General features: G+C 70.2%; 23 protein-coding genes, 1 pseudogene and 1 riboswitch. Of the genes and pseudogenes, 16 read left to right on the forward strand and 8 right to left on the reverse strand.

The features are described 5' to 3' along the window. Window positions 1–55: 55 nt before the first annotated feature. Entirely contained in the window at window positions 56–286 is a 231-nt protein-coding gene (locus AB0I04_RS10545; protein ID WP_360881887.1) for a hypothetical protein, read from the reverse strand. 19 nt (window positions 287–305) lie between these two features. Between AB0I04_RS10545 and AB0I04_RS10550 the strand changes: the two genes are divergently transcribed. The 7 genes from AB0I04_RS10550 to AB0I04_RS10580 all read left to right on the forward strand — a co-directional run bounded on the left by AB0I04_RS10550 (window position 306) and on the right by AB0I04_RS10580 (window position 6,599). Next, entirely contained in the window at window positions 306–611 is a 306-nt protein-coding gene (locus AB0I04_RS10550) for a hypothetical protein (RefSeq protein ID WP_360881889.1), read from the forward strand. 344 nt (window positions 612–955) lie between these two features. Continuing rightward, window positions 956–1,126, forward strand: coding sequence for a hypothetical protein (locus tag AB0I04_RS10555; protein ID WP_360881891.1), 171 nt, complete (start codon window positions 956–958; stop codon window positions 1,124–1,126). 42 nt (window positions 1,127–1,168) lie between these two features. After that, a complete protein-coding gene (locus tag AB0I04_RS10560; RefSeq protein ID WP_360881893.1) occupies window positions 1,169–2,701 on the forward strand; it encodes a long-chain-fatty-acid--CoA ligase in 1,533 nt (510 codons plus the stop codon). Window positions 2,702–2,776: 75 nt separating this feature from the next. Then, window positions 2,777–3,529 (forward strand): helix-hairpin-helix domain-containing protein, encoded by a 753-nt coding sequence (locus AB0I04_RS10565; protein WP_360881895.1) that lies wholly within the window; start codon window positions 2,777–2,779, stop codon window positions 3,527–3,529. Window positions 3,530–3,599: 70 nt separating this feature from the next. Further along, window positions 3,600–4,229: an RNA polymerase sigma factor gene (locus AB0I04_RS10570; protein WP_360881897.1), complete on the forward strand. Its 630-nt coding sequence runs from the start codon at window positions 3,600–3,602 to the stop codon at window positions 4,227–4,229. Continuing rightward, window positions 4,226–5,224 (forward strand): CU044_5270 family protein, encoded by a 999-nt coding sequence (locus tag AB0I04_RS10575; RefSeq protein WP_360881899.1) that lies wholly within the window; start codon window positions 4,226–4,228, stop codon window positions 5,222–5,224. Before AB0I04_RS10570 ends, AB0I04_RS10575 begins: the two co-directional genes overlap by 4 nt. 181 nt (window positions 5,225–5,405) lie before the next feature. Beyond that, entirely contained in the window at window positions 5,406–6,599 is a 1,194-nt protein-coding gene (locus AB0I04_RS10580; RefSeq protein WP_360881901.1) for an arginine deiminase, read from the forward strand. 65 nt (window positions 6,600–6,664) lie between these two features. Here the strand turns inward: AB0I04_RS10580 and AB0I04_RS10585 are convergent, their stop codons facing one another. Beyond that, entirely contained in the window at window positions 6,665–7,093 is a 429-nt protein-coding gene (locus tag AB0I04_RS10585) for a MarR family transcriptional regulator (protein WP_360881903.1), read from the reverse strand. 361 nt (window positions 7,094–7,454) lie between these two features. Here AB0I04_RS10585 and AB0I04_RS10590 point away from each other — a divergent pair, with 361 nt between their 5' ends. Next, entirely contained in the window at window positions 7,455–7,961 is a 507-nt protein-coding gene (locus AB0I04_RS10590; protein WP_360882399.1) for a hypothetical protein, read from the forward strand. Here the strand turns inward: AB0I04_RS10590 and AB0I04_RS10595 are convergent. The 4 genes from AB0I04_RS10595 to AB0I04_RS10610 form a co-directional block, all read right to left on the reverse strand. Further along, complete coding sequence (locus AB0I04_RS10595) at window positions 7,958–8,425, reverse strand: ATP-binding protein (RefSeq protein ID WP_360881905.1); 468 nt, start codon at window positions 8,423–8,425, stop codon at window positions 7,958–7,960. The genes AB0I04_RS10590 and AB0I04_RS10595 overlap by 4 nt on opposite strands. 171 nt (window positions 8,426–8,596) lie before the next feature. Then, entirely contained in the window at window positions 8,597–10,462 is a 1,866-nt protein-coding gene (locus AB0I04_RS10600; protein ID WP_360881907.1) for a PAS domain S-box protein, read from the reverse strand. A 253-nt stretch (window positions 10,463–10,715) separates the two neighbouring features. Continuing rightward, window positions 10,716–12,044: a cytosine permease gene (locus AB0I04_RS10605; protein ID WP_360881909.1), complete on the reverse strand. Its 1,329-nt coding sequence runs from the start codon at window positions 12,042–12,044 to the stop codon at window positions 10,716–10,718. Beyond that, a riboswitch (TPP riboswitch) is annotated at window positions 12,035–12,151 on the reverse strand. It overlaps the preceding gene by 10 nt. 24 nt (window positions 12,152–12,175) lie before the next feature. After that, window positions 12,176–12,514, reverse strand: a complete 339-nt coding sequence (locus AB0I04_RS10610; RefSeq protein ID WP_360881911.1) for a rhodanese-like domain-containing protein — start codon at window positions 12,512–12,514, stop codon at window positions 12,176–12,178. A 42-nt stretch (window positions 12,515–12,556) separates the two neighbouring features. On the opposite strand from AB0I04_RS10610, the gene AB0I04_RS10615 reads away from it, so the two are divergent. Beyond that, window positions 12,557–13,048, forward strand: a complete 492-nt coding sequence (locus AB0I04_RS10615; protein WP_360881913.1) for an SSI family serine proteinase inhibitor — start codon at window positions 12,557–12,559, stop codon at window positions 13,046–13,048. A gap of 269 nt (window positions 13,049–13,317) precedes the next feature. On the opposite strand, the gene AB0I04_RS10620 is transcribed toward AB0I04_RS10615, so the two are convergent. Continuing rightward, the gene (locus AB0I04_RS10620; RefSeq protein ID WP_360881915.1) at window positions 13,318–14,178 is read right to left on the reverse strand and encodes a DNA-formamidopyrimidine glycosylase family protein; all 861 of its coding nucleotides are present in this window, start codon (window positions 14,176–14,178) and stop codon (window positions 13,318–13,320) included. A 189-nt stretch (window positions 14,179–14,367) separates the two neighbouring features. Between AB0I04_RS10620 and AB0I04_RS10625 the strand changes: the two genes are divergently transcribed. The 4 genes from AB0I04_RS10625 to AB0I04_RS10640 all read left to right on the forward strand — a co-directional run bounded on the left by AB0I04_RS10625 (window position 14,368) and on the right by AB0I04_RS10640 (window position 18,292). Beyond that, the gene (locus tag AB0I04_RS10625) at window positions 14,368–15,348 is read left to right on the forward strand and encodes a CapA family protein (RefSeq protein ID WP_360881917.1); all 981 of its coding nucleotides are present in this window, start codon (window positions 14,368–14,370) and stop codon (window positions 15,346–15,348) included. Window positions 15,349–15,500: 152 nt separating this feature from the next. Beyond that, complete coding sequence (locus AB0I04_RS10630; protein WP_360881919.1) at window positions 15,501–16,601, forward strand: alpha/beta fold hydrolase; 1,101 nt, start codon at window positions 15,501–15,503, stop codon at window positions 16,599–16,601. Window positions 16,602–16,703: 102 nt separating this feature from the next. After that, complete coding sequence (locus AB0I04_RS10635; RefSeq protein WP_360881921.1) at window positions 16,704–17,294, forward strand: RNA polymerase sigma factor; 591 nt, start codon at window positions 16,704–16,706, stop codon at window positions 17,292–17,294. After that, window positions 17,291–18,292 (forward strand): CU044_5270 family protein, encoded by a 1,002-nt coding sequence (locus AB0I04_RS10640; protein WP_360881923.1) that lies wholly within the window; start codon window positions 17,291–17,293, stop codon window positions 18,290–18,292. Before AB0I04_RS10635 ends, AB0I04_RS10640 begins: the two co-directional genes overlap by 4 nt. A gap of 93 nt (window positions 18,293–18,385) precedes the next feature. On the opposite strand, the gene AB0I04_RS10645 is transcribed toward AB0I04_RS10640, so the two are convergent. Then, on the reverse strand, window positions 18,386–19,141 hold the full coding sequence (locus AB0I04_RS10645) for a sulfite exporter TauE/SafE family protein (RefSeq protein WP_360882401.1): 756 nt from the start codon (window positions 19,139–19,141) through the stop codon (window positions 18,386–18,388). 235 nt (window positions 19,142–19,376) lie between these two features. Between AB0I04_RS10645 and AB0I04_RS10650 the strand changes: the two are divergent. The 3 genes and pseudogenes from AB0I04_RS10650 to AB0I04_RS10660 form a co-directional block, all read left to right on the forward strand. Continuing rightward, window positions 19,377–19,556, forward strand: a pseudogene (locus AB0I04_RS10650) (MerR family transcriptional regulator); the annotation flags it as partial. Between the two features lie 196 nt (window positions 19,557–19,752). After that, window positions 19,753–20,067: a thioredoxin gene (trxA, locus tag AB0I04_RS10655; RefSeq protein ID WP_360881925.1), complete on the forward strand. Its 315-nt coding sequence runs from the start codon at window positions 19,753–19,755 to the stop codon at window positions 20,065–20,067. A 48-nt stretch (window positions 20,068–20,115) separates the two neighbouring features. After that, the gene (locus tag AB0I04_RS10660; protein ID WP_360881927.1) at window positions 20,116–20,913 is read left to right on the forward strand and encodes an alpha/beta hydrolase; all 798 of its coding nucleotides are present in this window, start codon (window positions 20,116–20,118) and stop codon (window positions 20,911–20,913) included. Window positions 20,914–20,925 lie beyond the last annotated feature (12 nt).

The following is a 20,925-nucleotide window of genomic DNA, read 5'->3' on the forward strand; positions in this document are numbered from 1 at the left end:
CGGCCGCGATCATTTCGTTATTATTCGCCCCCAACCAATCGTGATCTTGAAGCATCTACCGATGCATGACGAAAACGATGCCCAAGGCGATGGGGCTTACCGCCGCCATCGGCCTGTCCGCACTGGTCATCACCGGATGCGGTTCCAAGAAGGATTCCTCCGACGCACAGCCGAGCGCGAGCGCGCCGGGAGCTTCCAGTTCCGCCGGAGCCGGAACATCTTCGAAATCGAGCGGGAAATCCACCGGGAAGTCCGGCGGAACCGGAAAGGGCCAGGCGTCCGGCAAGGGAGCGACCGCGCTTCCGATGACGTCGTCGGTCCGCTCGGCTCTGGTCGACGCCTACCTGATGAATGCGATGAAGAAACATCCGAAGGAGAAAACGTCCGACGTCGTCGGCCCGTCGGAAACGCACTACGGAAAGGCCGGCGGCGCGTATTACGCCATCGGCGAGATCTCACTCAAGAACGACCCGGCGACCAAGCAGGACGGCCCGTTCGTCTGGAAGAGCCCGAACGGAACCGACTGGAGTTACGAGGGCGACACCGGAGGCTCCCCCTGCGGCAAGGTGCCGGCCGCGCTCGTGAAGGCGTGGGGCAAGTCCTGCGGATGACCGATCCGCGGGCACCCGCCGGGCCCGCGATCCCCGGCGCACGGGCTCGCTGAACGCGTCGGGCCGCCACCTCCGGACAGGAGGCGGCCCTTCGGTACGAGTTATCCACAGGCTGTGGGTTCCGGCATCCACAGCACTCACAGTCTTTGAAAACAGGCTCTGACCAGCTGTTAAAGGTCATGACTTCCGGAGCCACCGGCACACGTCACGATTTTGTCCACGGGTTGTCCACCGGTTGTCCACAGCTGGCACCGACAGCCGGCGACGCGCGGCGCGGCGGCGATCATGACCGGGATCGGCCTGAAATGCACTGTCTCCGCGTCCCAACCGCGTACGCTCACCTCATGGGGCGTGCGATTCTCACCATCATCGGGATACTGCTGGCGATCTGGCTGTTGTTCACGGTCCTCGGAATGCTCATCTCCGCATTGAAGTTCTTGCTCTGGCTCGGCGTTCTCGCGGTCATCGGCGCTGTGATCGTCACCGTGATCAGCAAAATGGCGAAGAGCAGATAGCGGGTCTTGTGCCGCTGTATGGATGGCACGGATGATTCGGCCATGAGCCTCACGGGCATCCTTCGCGACCGGGCAAGCGAACGCCCGGACGACACCGCCTTCAGCTACGAAGGCGCCCGCGTCACGTACCGGGAATTCGATCGGCGTGCGGATCAGGTCGCGGAGGCCCTCCGGGCGTCCGGCGTTCGCCCTGGCGACCGGGTCGCCGTGCTCGACAAGAACTCACTGGCCTACGCCGAGCTCCTGTTCGGCGCGGCGCGGGCCGGAGCCGTGCAGGTTCCCATCAATTACCGGCTGTCCGCCGATGAGATCGCCTACATCGTCGACAACGCGCGGGCTCCGGTGCTCGTCGTCGGGCCGGAATTCGTTCCGGTGCTGGACGCCATCGCCGGCCGCCTGCGCCACACCGAGCACCTGATCGTCGTCGGCGGGACCGGTCACGGCTACACGGACTACGACGCGTGGACCGACCGGGACGCCGGGCCCCGCGACGAGTCCGGCGAGGTGTTCGTCCAGCTGTACTCCTCGGGCACCACCGGCCGGCCCAAAGGGGTCATGCTGACCCACGAGAACTTCCTGACCGGGCTGCGGATGAGCGAGGAGCTCTGGGACATCCGCCCGGACAGCGTGCTGATGGTCGCGATGCCGATCTATCACATCGCCGGGTGCGCCCTCGCGGTCATCGGGATCTACGCCGGCATCCCCGCCGTGATCGTGCGGGAGCCCGATCCGGTCGGGATCGCGCGTGCCATCGAGGCGCACGAGGTCACCCACGTGTTCCTCGTCCCGGTGCTCCTGCTGTTCATGCAGCAGCTGCCGCAGGTCCGGGAGGCGGACCTGTCCAGCCTCCGTCTCATCATCTACGGGGCCTCGCCGATCAGCGAGGACGTGCTGCGCGGCGCGCTGGAGATGCTGCCGTCATGCGGCTTCATGCAGGTGTACGGCATGACGGAGACGACCGGTGCCGTCACCCACCTGCCCCCGGCCGACCACGTGCCCGACAGTCCGCGGCTGCGCAGCGCGGGCATCGCCAACCCCGGCACCGAGCTGAAGATCGTCGACCCGGCGACCGGCGAGCCGCTGCCGCCCGGACGGGTCGGCGAGATCGTCTGCCGGACCGCGCAGAACATGAAGGGCTACTGGTCCCTGGACGAGGCCACCAGGGACGTCATGCTCCCCGGCGGCTGGCTGCGCACCGGCGACGCCGGCTACCTCGACGAGGACGGCTACCTCTACATCCACGACCGCGTGAAGGACATGATCATCTCGGGCGGGGAGAACATCTACCCCGCCGAGGTCGAGAACGTCCTGATGAGCCACCCCGCTGTGGCCGACTGCGCGGTCATCGGCGTGCCGGACGACAAGTGGGGTGAGACGCCGAAGGCCTTCGTCGTCCGCGACGGCGAGGTCGGCGAGCGCGAGCTGATCGACTTCTGCCGGAGCAGGCTGGCCCACTTCAAGTGCCCGACCTCCGTCGAGTGGCCGGACGCCATCCCCCGCAACCCGACCGGCAAGGTGCTCAAGCGCGAGCTTCGCAAGCCGTACTGGGAGCATGAGAGCCGCGCGGTTCGTTGACACAGCCCGAGCCGAGCGGAGGGAGCCGGATCCACCAGAGCAGCCGCCGCCCGAGCCGCGCACGCAGGGGAGATCATGAATCCGTTCCCGCCCGGTCCGCCACCGTTCCCGCCCGGCCAGTCGCCGGGCTTCCCGGGGCAGCCGGGAGGGGCACCCCTACCGCCTGAGCAGCTTCGCGCGATCCTGGGCAACGCGGTCATGCGGCAGGCCTCGTTCGGCTGGCGCGTCCAGGCGCAGTCCGACACCCAGGCGGTGCTGGTCAGCGGCGGCCAGGTGAACCACGTCCTGCACCTGCTCATCACGCTGCTGCTGTGCGGCCTGTGGCTGCCCGTCTGGGTGATCCTCGCCATCACCGGGACCGAGAAGCGCCTGGTCATCGCGGTCGACCCGTACGGCGTCCTGCTGTTCAACGGCCGTCCGATGCCGCCGATCGGGCCCCCGGGCCCCCCGATGGCCCCGGTCGGCCCGGTCGGGCCTCCGCCCGCCAACCTCAACGCCCAGGCCGTCGCGGCCGCCAACCTCCGGCGTGAGCTGCGATACAAGGCCCGCGAGCAGGCCGCCGCCGACATCGTCCTCGCCCGGGAGCTGCGGATCGGCCGTCCCGACCTGCCCCGCCAGTACGACGACGGCGGGCTCGTCGACGTCAACCACGTGCCCGCGCAGGTCCTCACGATGTTCTCCGGGGTGACGCCGGAGCTCGCCGAGCACATCGCGACCGTCCGCGACCACGTCGGCGGCTTCTCTTCGGCGGAGGAGCTCGCGGCAACCGCCGACCTGCACCCCGACCTCCTGCCCGAGATCGCGGAGTACGCCGTCTTCCTGCCCTGATCCGGCATGTGATCCAGGTCATGGGAACCGGGCAGGGCCGGCCGGACAGTCCTGTGCCGTGGAGATGAATATGCGCGCCCGGGTACGGGCCGGGGACCCGGACGCGTTCCGAGAGCTGTTCGACGAACACGTTCGCTCGGTCTACAACCACGCCTTCCGCCTGACGGGGACCTGGTCGACGGCGGAGGAGGTCGTCTCGCTGACCTTCCTCGACGCCTGGCGGTTCCGCGACCGGGTCGACGCCGACGGCGGGTCACTGCGCCCCTGGCTCCTCGGCATCGCCACCAACGTCGCGCGGAACGTACGCCGCGCTGCCCGGCGGTACGAGGGCGCACTGGCACGTCTTCCCGGGCAGGACGCGGTTCCGGACTTCGCCGAAGAGGTCACGAGCCGCATCGACGACAGGGAACGTCTCGACCTCGTTCGTACGGCTCTGGCGGCGCTGCGGAAGCCCGAGCGGGAGGTGCTGGCGCTCTGCGTGTGGTCCGGCCTCGACTACGGCGAGGCGGCCGAGGCGCTCGGCATCCCGGTCGGCACCGTACGTTCCCGGCTGTCGAGGGCCCGCAAGAAGCTGCACAAACTCGTCGCCGCCGGAAGGCTTCGGCCGCCCGACGGAGATCGGGAACCGCACACCGGCCACGGACAGGGAGAAGGTGACCGCGAGATCGCGGTCCGGTCCGCTCAGGAGAAAGCCCGATGAACACCACCCCGACTCAGCCCGGCCGCGACGATCGCGAGGAACTGGCCCGGTTGCTGCCGCCACCGGCGGAACGGGACCTGCCGAGCGGCCGTCACCGACGAATCCAGGAGTTCGTGATGAGCCAGATCCACCAGGACCTCAGCTCGGCCGAGCAGGCCCCGCGCCGTCGTTCGCCGAAGCGCCGCCCTGTCATCCTCGGAGCGGCGCTGACCGCCGTCGCCGGCGTGACCGCCGCCGCGGTGGTGATCGGCAGCGGAGGCTCCGGGAAGTCCAGCCCATCCGCCAACCACGAGGGTGTCGCGTCCTCCCATCCGGTCGTGGCGCTGTCCGGTCGCCAGATCCTGCTCGCGGCGGCGACCACCGCGGAGCGCGCTCCGGCCGGCTCCGGCACCTACTGGCACGTCAAGACGGTTTACACCAAGACCTCCAAGAGCCACCCCGACACGGGAGAGTCGGTGCTCGAGACGTGGACCCGGCGCGACGGCCGGTCCTGGGTCAGGGACGGCTCGCCGACCAGTCCGGTCAAGGAGAACGGAGGCCCCCACAAGGGGTGGTGGAACGACGGCTTCTCCGTGGGGGGCGACAGGCTGAGCTTCCAGCAGATCCAGCGGCTGCCGGCCGACCCGACCGCCCTGAAGACCTACATCAAGCGGCATAGCTATCTGATGCGGGCCGTCGGCACGGGGAAGGGAAAGGTGTCCGAGGACGAGGTCGTCATCGGAGGGGTGACCGGTCTCCTCGAGATGACGCCGGCTCCCCCTGCGGTCCGCGCGGCAGCCTTCCGGGCACTCGCCAAGCTCCCGGAGGTCAAGAACCTCGGTCCGGTGAAGGGCGGGGTGGGCCTGCGGGTTTCCTTCCGTGATGGCTGGGCGAGAATGGTCGTCGATCCGAAGACCTCGCGGCTGCTCAGCTCCGACTTCGGCGATGCCGATCACAACGCGAGTGGTACGGACAGGGTCGAAGCGGCCGAATGGACCAATGAGGCGCCCCGGTAGACCGTCCCGGTAGACGGCCGACACGCGAGGCCCGGGCATCGCCCTGGGCCTCGCTGTCTCGCGTCGGCTCCTGCACCGCCCCAGCCGCCGCAGTTGCGACGACTGTCCCGTTGTGGAGACTTTGGCCGGTTCAAGCAAATCTGAAAAGGTCAGAGGCGGAATATCCGGTTAAGCTCCTCATGTGACTCATGCGCATCGCGTCGACAGCGAGGTCGGTCGCCTCCGCACGGTCCTTCTGCACCGACCGGGCCCAGAGCTCAAGCGACTCACCCCCCGCAACAACGATCAACTGCTCTTCGACGGCATCCCCTGGGTCGGCCGCGCCCAGCAGGAGCACGACGCCTTCGCGCAGGCCCTGCGCGACCACGACGTCGAGGTCCTCTACCTCACCGAGCTGCTCCAGGAGACGCTGGAGTACCAGCACGCGCGCGACGAAGCGATCGCCGACGTCCTCCGCGACCAGCGACTCGGCGACCAGCTCCGCATCCTCCTGGAGAGCCACCTGGCGGAGCTGACCACCGAGGACCTCACCCAGGTGCTCGTGGCCGGGCTCGCCCATGAGGAGCTGAAGACCGGACGGGGCCTGGTGTACCGGCTCATGGACCGGCACGACTTCGTCATCGACCCGCTGCCGAACGTCCTGTTCACCCGCGACTCGAGCGTGTGGGTCGGCGACCAGGTCGCGGTGACGAGCCTCGCGATGCGGGCGCGCAGCCGCGAGACCGCCCTCACCCGGGTGATCTACCGGTACCACCCGCGGTTCGAGGGTACGAAGCAGCTGTACGCCCCGGGGCTGGAGCACATCGAGGGCGGCGACGTCCTCCTGCTCGCCCCCGGCGTGCTCGCGATCGGCACCGGCGAGCGTACGACCCCGGCCGGTGTGGAGCGGATCGCCCGCCGCGCGTTCGACGCCGATCTCGCGCACACGGTCCTGGCGGTACCGATCGCGCAGGAACGCGCGACGATGCACCTCGACACCATCTGCACGATGGTCGACGTCGACAAGGTCGTGATGTACCCGGCCGTGGCCTACTCCCTCGTCGCTTACACGGTGACCAAGGACGACGACGACCTGCGCGTCTCGCGGGCCCGGCCGTTCCTGGAGGCAGCGGCCGAGGCGATGGGCATCGACCGGCTCCGGGTGATCGACACCGGTCTCGACCCCGTGACCGCCGAACGCGAGCAGTGGGACGACGGCAACAACACCCTCGCGATCGGACCGCGCCTGGCGGTCGCGTACGAGCGCAACGTCGAGACCAACGCGCGCCTGGAGGCTGCGGGCATCGAGGTCATCCGGATCCAGGGCAGCGAGCTGGGCAGCGGCCGGGGCGGCCCACGCTGCATGTCCTGCCCGATCCTCCGCGACCCGGTGTAACGGACCCGGCGTAACGGACCCGGGGTAACGGACCCGGGGTAACGGACCCGCAGTAGCGCCCGGCGCTACTTCCCGGCGTGTTCCTCGAGGGTGCGCTTCAGCTGCCGTTCGTAGAGCTCGCGGGAGCGGCGCAGGAAGCCGGCCAGGACTTCGAGGTCGGCATCGCCGTACTCCCGCATGAGGGCGTCGCCCTCAGTGGCGAACGGACCGTACAGCCGCCATGCCTTCTCGCGGGCGGTATCGGTGATCGTGACGAGGACCTTGCGCCGGTCGCCGGGGTCGGGCGACCGGGTCGCGTAGCCGAGGCGCTCCAGCCGGTCGAGCATCGCCGTGACGCTGCCGGTGGTCAGGCCGAGCGCGGGTCCGATGCGGCCGGGGGTCAGCGCGCCTTGCCGCATGAGGAGTTCGAGGCAGCGCAGGTCCGTCCGGTTGACGCCGAGGACCCGTGCGGCCGCCTCGTCGTAGGCCTCGACGGCCGCCTGCATCTCCTGCATCTCCTCGCCGACGGCCCGCCGAAGATCATCTCTAGGTTCTCTCGACATCCAACCCTCTCGACCAGCGAATCGCCTTGAACGTCAAGTTACATGGTGAACGAGAGGGTAAGGCGAACGGCACTCCTCCCGAATTCCTCTGGGAAAGGGGCCATCGTCATCGCGCGCGAACCACTCAGAAGGGCGGCCGCACGCGATGACAACACTCCTACTAACACATCGAATCTGAATGATTACCGTAAGTTGACGTTGTGGTCAGGGTGCCGCTAACCTGTCCGGCACTACCCGGCATCGTGACGCCCAGGTCCGCCACGCCGTCATCCGCCTGCTGCATTGGGCCGGGCGGCACCGGCTCGCGATCGCGATCGAAGACCTGGACTTCACAGCCGACACGACCCGCGAAAAACACGGGCGCCGTAAGCGGTTTCGGAATCTGATCTCCGGCATGCCCGTGGCCAAGCTACGGAACCGGCTGGTGTCGATGGCGGCCGAATTCGGCATCGCCATCGTCGCCGTGGACCCCGCCTATACCAGCAAGTGGGGAACCCAGCACTGGCAAAAACCCCTCACCAGCAAGAACAGAAAAGCCACCCGCCACGATGCGGCGGCGGTGGCGATCGGACGACGCGCCCTGGGACACCCGATCCGGCGACGGACGACACCGCCCCCTGCTCACCAGAGCGATGAGCAGGGGCATCGGACCGCCCAGGCCGCACCGGCAGTCCCGAGGCGTGAGGAACCCCGCCCCTGTATCCCGGGACCACGGACACGATCCGTGCCGCCCGGACACGGAGCGAAAGCGGGCGACCAGGACGCTCAACACCGTTCGGAGCGTCCGGCCGAGCACGCGCAACTCATGCTCAGTCTTTAGGAATGGTCGAAGGCGATCTTCATCGGGTGGATCCCGGGCAGGTGGTGGCCGTTGGTCGGCTGGGTGGCACGGAGGCTGGCCCAGACGGTGGTGCCGTCGTCCTCATGGGAGACACCCCAGCCTTCCGAGAGCGTCTCGACGATGCCGAGCCCACGGCCACCGAGTGAGGACAGGGCGGCACGCGTCCGGCGCGGCTCGGTCATCGAGCCGCCGTCGCTGACGGCCAGTTGGATGAGGTCGCCGTCATGGCTCCAGGACACCCGGATGTCCCCGGACGGCAGAGGGCGTGCGTGACGCAGCGCGTTACTGATGAGCTCGCTGATGATGACGGCCGCGTCGTCCGCGACCTCTTCGTACACACCGGACGCGAGCAGGTCGGCGCACAGGCGCTTTCGCACGTCCGAGACGCTGGACGGCGCATGTGGCAGGAACACGACGCTCGACACCCTCACCTCCCCGGGCACTGGCTCCCGGATACTCCCCGTTACGTGGTCACCCCGGTTACAACCGAAATGCCCGCTTAAAAAACGCGGAAACCGCGCCACAGGAATCTGTTACCAACACCACGTGTAACTGTGACCTCCGCCACGCTGCGAAGATCAGCCCATTTGCGCGGTATGCACCAGTATGAACTGTCACACAGAGTCACCAAAACGGGGGAGGGTAAACCGCATGCAGGTGCCTCCCAGCCCGTCCGCGCGCGGGTGCGCGGAGACGTCGCCCTGCTGCGCGCGGGCCAGCCGGCGCACGATGTACAGCCCGAGTCCAAGGCCCCCGAAACGACGGCGGTCCCCCGCCTCGCCCTGGACGAAACGCTCGAAGACGCGCTCGCGGTCGCCGGCGGCGATCCCGATCCCGTCGTCCTCCACCATCACCACGATGGCGTCGCCGTCGACGCCCGCACGGACCGTGATCACGCCGCCCTCCGGTGAGTACTTCACGGCGTTCTCCAGCAGCTGACCGACGATGATGTCCGTCGCCATGGAGTCGCCGAGAGCCGGCGGCAGGTCCTCGGCGATCTCCAGCTCGACCAGGTGACGCTCGGACACGCCGCGGAAGCCGTACGCCGCGCCGCGCAGCAGCCGCCCCAGGTCGAACGGCTCGCTCGTGACGCTCAGCCCGTCCGGCACCGCGCGGGAGTACAGCAGGTTGTCGACGAGACGGCCGAGGGCGTCCGCGCGGTCGGCGATCGTCGCGACCGCGCGCCGCCGGTCGGCCTCGTCGAGCTTCTCCCACCGGTCGACCAGCGTCTTGGCGAATCCCTGCACGACCGTGATCGGCGTGCGCAGCTCGTGGCTGGTCATGGACAGGAAGAGGTCCTTGGCCGCTTCGAGGGACTTGGCCTCGGTGACGTCGCGGAAGTCGACGACCACCTCGTCGTGGCCCTCGATCTCGGTGTGCAGGACGTTCAACCAGGTGCCGGACTCCAGCTGGATCGTCGACTCGCCGCCCGGAGCGGGCAGCGCGAACGGCAGCGGCCGGCCGATGACGTCCTCGGAGGCGAGGCCGGTGATCGCGTGCGCCGCGGGATTCCACCGCTGGACGACGCCGTCGCGGTCGAGCACCGCGATGCCGTCCGCGCTGGCCTCGATCACCGCCCGCTCGTGCCTGCGCTGCCGGACCACCTCGGCGTAGTTCATGGCGTTGCCGAGGACGACACCGGCGTGCCCGGCGAACAGCTCGAGGAGCTCCAGCTCGATGTGGCCCGCCTTGCGCCGGGAGAACAGGGCGTACAACGCGCCGTACGGGCTGCCCTGAACGTTCGAGATGCCCACGGCGATCGTGTGCAGGCCGTCGAGCTCGGACCAGATCAGGTCGCTGAGGCTGCGCGTGTCGGCCGTGGCCAGCATGACGGTGCGGCCGGAGCGCAGCAGCTCGCCGACGAGGCTGGAGCGGAGGTCGGCGGTCGCCCCGCGCAGCCGCCGGGGCAGCCCGGTCATGCTGACCAGCCGCAGGGTGTTGGTGGCCTGCTCGATGACGACGAAGCCGGCCGCGTCCGCGCCGGTGAGCTCGATAAGACCCGACGTGACGCGGTCGAGGACCGCGGGAAGCTCCAGCTCGGTGTTGAGGTCGGCCACCACGTCGTTGAGCCGCCGCACGAGACGGATGCGCTCGGCGGTCTGGTGCTGAACGGCCTCGTCCTCCCGCACCGGGCGGTAGAGGCCGACCCAGCCGAGGAACTCACCGTCCTCGCCGCGCATGGCGCTGGCGACCGCCCGGGTGTCGATCAGCCGGCCGTCGCGGTGCAGTCGCCGGGTGAGGAACGAGATGTGACCGCCCTCGCGGACGCGTTCGAGCACGGCGCGGTGCTCCGCGGTGTGCTCCTCGGGGACGATGCGCATCGGCCGGCCCAGCACCTCATCCGCCGTCCAGCCGAACATCCGCTCGGCGGCAGGGTTCCACAGCCGGACGGTCAGGTCGGCCCCCAACGCGATCATCGCGTCGGCGGAGGAGTCCACAGCCGCACGCATCATCGCGTCAGACGAGCTCACGCGGCCCATAGTGCCACCCGCACCGCGTCCCTATGCGAAGGTCAGCACCAATCCACACTTGCGGCATCGTTTCTGGTTGGGCGCCGTCTGCACCCAGTCGTGATCACACTGCGCCATCGTGATCGCCTCCCGCCACTCCGTACCCCCATCATGACGGGCGCGACGACGCCGTGACGTGCGATTTGCCGTCTTCCCCCCGACCAGCTAGCCACGACCAGCTCGCCCCGACCGACCTCCCGGCCACCCCGACCGACCTCCCTGGTCATCGGCGAATGAGACCGATCGCGCCGGTGACCGCCGCCGCGACGGCGAAGGACAGGAGCGAGGCGCTCATCCAGTCCGCCGGAGTGAAGTGCAGCGCGCTCTGCGCGTGCGTCCACATCCGCGACCACCATCCGACCTGACCGGGGTTGATGAGCTGGTACGTCGCGATGCCCGCCGCCCACGCGACGACCATCCCCCAGCGGGCGGGCGCCCGGTCGGAGACGTCCCAGCCGCGCCGCCCGGTGAAGCAGAAGAAGTCCACGGCCAGCACGCCGAGCATCGGCACGAACACCGACCCGATCAGCGTGAGGAAGCCCGAGTAGTTGTTCATGTTCAGGACGAGGGCGAGCAGCGTCGTCAGGGCACCCAGCGCGATGGTGAGCAGCCGCCGGTCCACGCGGGGCACGAGGTTCTGGATCGAGACCGCGGTCGAGTAGACGTTCGCGAACGACTGGTCGACCTCGCGCAGGACGAACACCGCGAAGAACAGCGTGCCGAGGGCGACGTGCTGGAACGGGCCGAACACCTTGGACGAGTCGCCGGCGACCAGGGCGAGCGCCAGCAGGCCCAGGACGTACGCGACGACCTGCGTCAGCCCGTACGCCACGCTCGCGGCGCCGAACGACGCCCGCTCGGAGCGGGAGTGCCGCGTGTAGTCGGCCGCCATGGGCACCCAGGAGATGGAGACGGCCAGCGCGGCGTCCGCGCCGATCCAGAAGTGGCTCCACGACCCATGGGTGAGGTTCGGCAGAGGCTGGCGGACGAGCTGCACATAGAAGTAGGCGAGGGCCAGGACGACCGCCGCCGTGACGTACCGGCGCAGGACCCGGACCGAGCCGAGCGGCCAGATGGTCAGCACGGTCGTGACCACGCCCGCGACGATGACGTACGCCCAGTGCGGGCCGCCGCCGACGAGTTCCTTGGCCGCGCCCGCGATCGTGACCAGCTCGAAGGTGCCCCAGCCGATCATCTGCAGGATGTTCATCAGGGTGGGGACGTACGAGAGGCGCGTGCCGAACAGGCCGCGCAGCAGCATCATCGCCGGGACGCCGGCACGGGTGCCGGACACGGCCGCCAGGCCGAGCATGATCCCGCCGATCACGGTGCCGACGACCATGGCGACGATCCCCGCGACGATGGGGAGCCGAGGGTTGCCCTGGGCGTCCGGCGCGAGCACCGAGTAGGCGCCGGAGAAGGCGAGGAGGCTCACGCCCAGGTTGGCCCAGAAGGCACTCTGGTCCCAGAAACTGAGGACCTTGGGAGCGGGCTGGTCGAGGGTGTACGGGGCCTCGTTGTCGAGGGGACGTTCGTCGACGGCAGTGCTCAAGGCACACTCCCTACGCCGGCATTACCCGGTCAGGTTCGAGCGGTCGGCGGCACGTGCGTAGCCGCCCTCTCAGCCCGGTCGTCGCCCGAGCTCCCGCGAGGTCTGAACTTTTCCGCCGTTAATGTACCTCGTCAGGCGACGTATGGCTCGCTGCCCGATTCACTGACCATCGGACGGCCCGCCGCGACCCAGGCGTGCATGCCGCCCGAGACGTTCGCGGTCTTCCAGCCGGCGTTGTTGAAAGCCGCGACCACCGACGCCGATCGCGCCCCCGACCGGCAGATGACGAAGACGTCCTCGCCGGTGGGCACCTCGGACGCGCGGGCGCCGAGCTGGCTGAGGGGGATGTGGATCGCACGAGGCGCGTGCCCGGCCTTCCACTCGTCCAGTTCGCGCACGTCCAGGAGGTATGCGTCGTCCGGAACCTTGGCGACCTCAACTGCGGGAACCTGGTCCCTGAAAGCATTCACAAGTCCACGGAACCACGAGCCGGCGCCCGGCGTCGAATCGTCATGAGGCAATCTCTAACCAGACTGGGACCAGCGGCCGTCGCCATCCCCGGCATCGCCGCCGCCCTGTTGCTGGGCGGTTGCGGCAGCGGGCAGGACAACGCGACGGTCAAGCCGAGCGGGCCGTCCACCCCTGGATCATCGGCGCCGGGCCAGGCGGGAAAGACCCGGCTGACCATCACCGTGCGCGAGTCGCAGACGTCGCAGGCCAAGACGCGGACGCTCACCTGCGACCCCGTCGGCGGCGACCTGGCCAAGGCCAAGGAGGCGTGCGCGGCGCTCGCCACGGCGGGCGCGGCGGGCAAGGACCCGTTCGCGCCGACGCCCAAGAACGTGATGTGCACCCAGATCTACGGCGGCCCCGAGACCGCCACGGTCACGGGCACCTGGAACGGCAAGAAGGTCGACTCGACGTTCAGCCGCAAGAACGGCTGCGAGATCAAGCGGTGGGGCACCCTGGGCCTGCTGTTCGGCCCGCACCCGCCGGTCCGCTGAGCACGGGCCTCCGACGCTCCGGCAGGGCCGCGGCCGTCCGCTGACACGGTCGACGGCGGCCCGCCAGGAGGGGTGACCACCCGCTGACGGCAGCGGCCCACCAGGCCGGTGGCCATCCGCCGAACGCGGTCCACGGCGACCGTGCCATGGCGCTGTGCACGCCCGAATGCGTCGCTCGCGTCGCCGAGGACCGGCCGCGCGTCACCTTCGGCGGCGGCGACCAGGAGGGTGTCCCCACCCGGATGGAGTCGCCGCTCGCCGCGCGCGGCCTACTTGAGCAGGCGGGACATCCGGCGGTCGGCCAAGGGCTTGCCGCCCGTCTGGCAGGTCGGGCAGTACTGCAGGGCGGAGTCCGCGAACGACACCTCTCTGATCGTGTCGCCGCACACCGGGCACTTCTGACCTGCCCGGCCGTGCACCCGCAGGCCCTCCTTCTTCTCGCCCTTGAGGTCCTTGGCCGCCAGGCCGCGGGAGCGCTCGACGGCATCGCCGAGCGTGCGGACGATCGCGTCGTACAGCGTCGCGACGTCCTCGTCCGTGAAGCTCGCCGCCAGCTTGAACGGCGACATCCGCGCCACGTGCAGGACCTCGTCGGAGTAGGCGTTGCCGATGCCGGCGATCACGCTCTGGTCGCGCAGCAGTCCCTTGATCTGGGTGCGCCGGCCTTCGAGGATGCCCTTCAGCGTGTCCACGGTGAAGCCGTCGGTGAGCGGGTCGGGGCCGAGCGAGGCGACACCCGGGACCTCCGCGGCGCCGCGCACGACGTAGACCGCGAGCCTCTTCTGGGTGCCCGCCTCGGTCAGGTCGAACCCGGATCCGTCGTCGAGGTGCACCCGGAGGGCCAGCGGGCCCTTGCCCGGCCGGGGCGGCGCCGGCGGCAACGCGTCCTTCCAGCGCAGCCAGCCCGCGCGGGCCAGGTGGATGACCAGGTGCAGGCCGTCGACGTCCAGGTCGATGAACTTTCCGTGGCGTGCGACCCCGGTGACGGTCAGGCCGTTCAGCGCGGTGATCGGCGGATCGTACGTCTTCAGCGACGAGATGGCGGCCACGTCGATCCGCGCGATCGCCCGCCCGACGGCGTGCTCGCGCAGGAAGGCGGCGAGGGACTCCACCTCCGGCAGCTCCGGCATGGTCCCAGGGTACGGCTCCGTCCACAGGCTGTGGACGATCGCCGCCAGGCCACCGGAAACATCGCCGCCGGGCCACCCGAAACATCGCGGCCAGGCCGCCCGGGAGAACTGTGCCTCGACCGTCGGGCGGGACCTTCGGCCCTTGGCCGGGCGCAGCCCGCACGGCGATCCTGATGGGGGGAGTCCGGCGTGGCCATCACCGTCGCCCTGGGCGGCGACACGATGCTGGGACGCGGGGTCGCGGAGCGAATCGCCGTGTCCGGGCCGTACGGGCTGTTCGCCGACGAGGTGCGGCGGATGTTCCGTTCCGCCGACCTGTCGCTGATCAATCTCGAGTGCTGCGTGTCCGCGCGCGGCCGGCCCTGGCCGGCCCCCGGTAAACCGTTCCACTTCCGCGCCCCGCCGCGAGCCGTCGACACCCTCACCGACCTGGGGATCGACGGTGTGACGCTGGCCAACAACCACGCGCTGGACTACGGCCACGAGGCTCTGACGGACACGCTCGCGCACCTGGCCCACGCAGGCATCCGGGCCGTCGGTGCGGGGCCCGACCTGCCGCGGGCGCGCGAACCCGCCCTCTTCGACCTCGGGGACGCGCGTGTGGCCGTCCTCGGCGTCACCGACCATCCGCCCGACTTCGCCGCCTGCGCCGACCGGCCCGGGGTCGCGTACGCCGACCTGCGCCACGGGGTCCCGGCCTGGCTCACCGACCGGATCCGCGCGCTGTCCGCCGACGGGGTCCTCGTGCTCGTCCTGGCGCACTGGGGCCCGAACATGACCACCGAGCCCCTCCGGTACATACGGGCGGCGGCGCGGGCGCTGGTCGACGCCGGGGCGACGCTGGTCGCCGGGCACTCCGCGCATGTCTTCCACGGCGTGGGCGGCCGCGTCCTGTACGACCTCGGCGACCTCATCGACGACTACGCCGTGGACCCGGTATTGCGAAACGATCTGGGTCTCATGTTCCACGTGAAACTGGAGGGGCGTCGGATCGCCGGGCTCACCGCCGTCCCGCTGACGCTCGAGTACGTCCGTACCCGTCTCGCCACCGGCGCCGACCACGCCTGGATCCACAAGCGGTTCGCCGCCGCCTGCGCCGCGTTCGGCACCACCGTCACCGAGGAGGAGGACGGACGACTCGCCGTGGCAGCCCCCGTACCGGACGGATGACCGGAGAGCAGCCCTGGTACCGGACGGCGCCTCCGTCAACGCCGTGAGCTGCGTCGATCCGGCCCCGCTCTTTGACGATGCCTCCACCATGACCCAAACTGGAGTTAGGGGCCACCGTAAACAACTGGGAGCGGCAACGGGCGGAGGTGGCCATGTCGTTCACGGAAATCACCAAGGTGCTGGGCACCTGGTGGCCAGACGGATCTCCCGACGGGGCGGGGCCGAACGCGGGGCAGCCGGATCTCCGGACGCCGACGATCACCGCGGATGACGGCGTCCGGCTGCACGTCGAGGTACAGGAGGCCGCCGACGCCAGGGTGACCGTCGTCTTCTGCCACGGGTTCCTGCTCAACTCCACCAGCTGGCACGTCCAGCGGGACGCGCTGGCCGGCCGGGCCCGCGCCGTGCTCTGGGACCTCCGCGGGCACGGCCGATCCGGCTGGGGGGATCCGCCGAACGCCACCATCGACCAGCTGGGCCGCGATCTGTACTCGGTGCTCGAGGCGGCCGCGCGGGAGGGGCCGGTCGTCCTGGTCGGCCACTCGATGGGCGGCATGGCGATCCTCGGGCTCGCCGAGGCGCATCCGGAGCTGTTCGGCGAGCGGATCGTCGGCGTGCTCCTCGCCGCGACCTCCTCCGGCGACCTGTCCTCCGTGACGATCGGGCTGCCGGAGCGCACGGCCCGCGTCCTGCACCGCATGGTCCCCGTCGCGCTGACCACGCTCCGCCACCAGGCCCGGCTCGTGGACGCGGCCCGGCTGCCGCTCGGCGGGATGTCCTTCGTGCTGACCCGGTCGTACCTGTTCGGCGCCCGCGTGTCGAAGGAGGTCGCCGAGGTCACCACCCGGCTGATGAGCTCCGTCCCCATCGAGGTGATCGCCGACTTCTACAAGGAGCTCATCGCGTACGACAAACGGGCCGCGCTGCCCGCGCTCGGGCGCGTGCCCGTGCTCGTCATGGTCGGCGACCGGGACCTGATCACGCCCGTACGGCACGCCGAGGCCCTCGCCGCCGAGATCCCCGGCGCCGAGCTCGCGGTGATCCCCGGCGCCGGGCACCTGCTGACCCTCGAACGCGCCGCCGACGTCAACCGGCACCTGTGGGCTCTCCTCCGGCGCGCCACTGGCCTCGAACCGCCCGCCGAGCCCACCGTCGTCAACGGCCAGGACCCGGCCCCGCGCCTCCGTCCTGAGCGCAAGCCCCTGCTCGGAGGGCGCGCCGCACGCCGGGAGAAGGGCCGCCGGAGGAGCTGATCCGTCCCGTACGCGACGCTCGGGGAAGCGGCGTCACCGGCCGCGGCAACAACAGGTGACATCCCCCACCCGAGAGGGTCGCATGACCGAGACGAGAAGCCCGTGAGAGCCGAGGCGGGCGCCGAGACGGACGCCGAGGTGATCGAGGCCTCGCTGCGCGAACCGGAGCGGTTCGCGGCCCTGTACGACCGGCATCACACGACGATCCACCGGTACCTCGCCCGGCGGCTCGGCCGCGACGAGGCCGACGATCTGATGGCCGAGACGTTCCTGATCGCCTTCCGGCAGCGGGCCCGCTACGACCTGGCGTTCTCGAACGCCCGGCCCTGGCTCTACGGCATCGCCACCCACCTGGTCGGACGGCACCACCGGGCGGAGGACCGCTTCTGGCGGCTCATCGCCAAGACCGGCGTCGACCCGGCGATCGAGTCCCCGAGCGAGCGCGTCACCGAGCGCGTCAGCGCGCAGGGCATACGCCGCGAACTCGCGGCGGCGCTCGCCAGGCTGCCACGCGGACAGCGCGACGTCCTGCTGCTCACCGCTGCCGGCGGCCTGTCCGCCGACGAGATCGCCTCCGCCCTCGGCATCGCCAAGGGCACCGTCCACTCCCGGCTCAACCGGGCCCGTAAGAAGACCCGCGACGCGCTCGGCGGCACCGACCCTCGGATCGTCGGAGAAGGAGTTCACCCATGAACGAGCTCGAGCGCATGTGCGCCGAGGTCCCGCCGCCCGCCTCCACAGCGGTGATCGAAGGGCGTCGCCGCCTCCTCGCCGCCGCCCAGGGTGTCCCGGCGACGACGCCGTCGCGCCGGCCGTTCCGGCTGCCCCGTGCGGGCGTCGTCGGCGCCCTCGCGGTCGCGATCGCCGCCGGTGTCACGATCGCGCAGAACGTCGGCGGCACCGATGGTCACGGCCATCCGCGCCCGGTGATCCCCATCATCCCCGCCGGCCCGGTCGCCAATGCCGAGGACGTGCTGAAGCGCGCGGCCAGCGCCGCGGATTCCCGGCCGTTCGCGCCCCGCCCGGACCAATGGATCTACGTGGAGTCCCACCAGCGCTTTCCCGCGATCGGAACCCGCGTGAACACCCCGAAGACGCCGCTCGTGAAGTTCGTCGAGCGCACGTGGTGGCGTGCCGACGGCACACAGATCGCCCGGACGCAGGAGGGCCAGTACGGCGACGGGAAGCTCCGGATCGAGAACGGCAATCAGCTCTGGAAGCACAACTATCCGCTGCTCGCCGCCCTGCCGACCGACCCGGCGGCCCTCGACGCCTGGGTCGCCTCCCACGAGTTCATCGGCGGCATGAAACCGAAAAACGCGGAGGAGCGGGCAGCCGCGCTCTACGGCCAGTACTGCGCCATCCTGCGGAACGGCGTTGCACCGCCCAAGGTCGTGGCGGCGGTCTACCGGGCGATCGCCCGCATCTCCGGTGTCACGCTGCGGAAGAACACCGTCGACCTGGAGGGACGCCCGGCCATCGCGGTGGGACGCGTCGAGGAGGGCTACCTGTTCGTGGAGATCCTCATCGATCCCAAGACGTACGCCTATCTCGGCGAGCGCGACATCGCCGTCAAGGACCACGCGTCCACGGCCCTGGACGGCAGGTCGACGATCAAGAAGGGTGCCATCCTCAACCTCGAGACGCACGCCACCCCGACGATCGTCGACCGGCCGGGCCAGCGCCCCTGACCTGTCATCCACGCCTACGGCCTGAAGCAGTGATCACCGATGCCCTGTGCGGGCGAGGCGGACGCCTCGCCCGCACAGGGCATCGGTGCGCGGTCAACCGGAGACGAGTTTGACGATCGCCACCACGCCCACGCAGACGATCACGCCGCGCAGGATCGGCGCCGGGAGCCGGCGTCCCAGACGCGCGCCGAGGTAGCCGCCGACCATCGACCCCAGCGCCACGAGCGCCACGGCCCGCCAGTCGACCTTGGCGACCAGGATGTACAGCACGGCCGCCGTGGCGTTCACCAGCAGGGTGAGGGCGTTCTTGGCCGCGTTGACCCGTTGCAGGTGCTCGTCGAGGAAGATGCCGAGCAGGCCGACCAGCAGCACGCCTTGAGCCGCACCGAAGTAACCCCCGTAGACACCGGCGGCGAACACGCCCAGCAGGAGCCATGGTCCGCCGTGCGCGCGCCGGGGCCGGTCGGACAGCCATCGGCTGAGCCTGGGCTGGATGAGGACCATGACGCAGGACAGCCCGATCAGCACGGTGACGACGGTGGTGAACGCCTGTTCGGGCAGGTTCAGCAGCAGCAACCCGCCGAGCAGCGAACCCAGCACCGAGGCAGGAGCCAGCCGGGCGAGGCGGCCGCGCTGCCCCTCGAGCTCGGCGCGGTATCCCAGGACTCCGGTGACCCCGCCAGGGACGAGGCCGATGTTGTTCGAGACGTTCGCGGTGATGGGGGGCAGGCCCACAGCGAGCAGCGTCGGGAAGGTGATCAATGATCCCGATCCGACGATCGCGTTGATGGTGCCGGCCGCTATCCCCGCCGCGAGCACCGCCACCATCGCCCAGGGGCGGCTGGACATCATGAACACGGCGCCGCATCCCGCGACGAGGACGACCAAGCCGACGCCCACAAGCGCCCGGCGAACGGGGGATCTCATGGCTCTCGACTCTAGACCCCATCTTGCTATACAAGACAGTTGTCTCATATGTCGATACGGGCGGCCACCCGCGTACGATCCGGGCACCGGGCGGCTTGACCTTGACGCCGGTGTGAAGGGTTACCGTCGCTGACGGCCACGGATCAGGGAGGAACCGGTGCGGATCGGTGAGCTGGCCGAGCGGGCCGGGGTGAGCACGCGGGCGCTCCGCTACTACGAGCAGCAGGGGCTGCTCCCCGCGCGCCGTGCCGCGAACGGCTACCGGGAGTACGACGAGTCGGACCTCCGCCTGGTGGTGGAGATCCGCTCGCTGCTGACGGCGGGTTTCACGCTGGAGGACGCCCGGCCGTTCGTGGACTGCCTGCGGTCGGGCCAGTCGACGGGTTCCGCCTGCCCGGAGTCGGTCGCCGTCTACCGGCGCAAGCTCGCCGAGATCGACGCCGAGATCCGCGGCCTGATCACGCGGCGGATCGACGTGGCCGACCAACTGGCGCGGGCCTGCCCGGGCTGCGCCCTTTTCCCGGAGGGAACAGATGATCACGCTGACCAGCGAGAACTTCGACGAGCACGTACTCCGCGGCGAGACGCCGATACTGGTCGACTTCTGGGCGGATTGGTGCCCTCCGTGCAAGATGATCGCTCCGATCCTGGAGCAGATCGAGACGGAGTACGGCGACCGCCTCCGGATCGCCAAGATCAACGGTGACGAGAACCCGGAGATCGTGGAGCGGTACGGCGTCATGGGCTTCCCCACGCTGAACCTCTACCGAGACGGCCAGGTGGTCCAGCAGATCATGGGCGCCCGTTCCAAGCGCCGCCTCCTCGCCGACCTGGCCGGCCACCTCTGAGGTGAGCGGTTGACCCTCACACTGATGTGAACCTTGCACAGTGCCGCCATGACGGCTGAGACGCTCCACCACGTCGGGTTCGGCGATGGCACCCCGATCCTGATGGTGCACGGGTTCACGATCGACCACCGGCTTCTGCTCCCCCTCGAGGCGGCGTTCACCGGCCGGGCGGGCTGGCGCCGGTTGTACGTCGACCTGCCCGCCCACGGCCGGTCGCCCCGCCTGCGGGGCCCGGCCACGGCCGACGCCGTGGCGGCGGAGCTGATGACCTTCATCGGCGAGGCCGTCGGCTCGGAGCCGTTCGCGATCGCCGGCATCTCCTTCGGCGGGCAGCTGGCCCGCCACGTCGTCGCCGAGCTCGGCGAGCAGGTGATCGGCATGTGCCTGCTCGCACCGGCCATCCGGCCCGCCGGGCGGCGCGACCTTCCCCTACGGCAGGTCCTCGCCCGCGACGACGAGCTGCTGGCGTCACTCGACCCGGACGACCGCGCCACCTTCGCCGACGTCGCCCTCTGGCAGACCACCGAGGGGTGGGTCGCCTTCCGCGACCACGTGCTGCCCGGCCTCCGCGCCCATCACCGCGGCGACGCCGAAGACCTCGCCACGGCTCTCATGCTGTCCGTCACGCCGGAGACCCGCTTCACCACCCACGACGGCCCTCATCTCCTGGTGACGGGGCGTCAGGACCACCTGGTCGGCTGGCGGGACCAGCAGGCTCTCCTGGAGCACTATCCGCGCATGACGTACGCCGTCCTCGACGGCGCCGGCCACAACGTCCACCTGGACCGTCCCGGCACGGTCCACGCGCTGTTCGGCGACTGGCTCGACGCGGTGAGCGCGCGGTGAGCGGGCGGTGAG

The organism is Actinoallomurus sp. NPDC050550, from assembly GCF_040655075.1.
GTDB lineage: Bacteria > Actinomycetota > Actinomycetes > Streptosporangiales > Streptosporangiaceae > Actinoallomurus.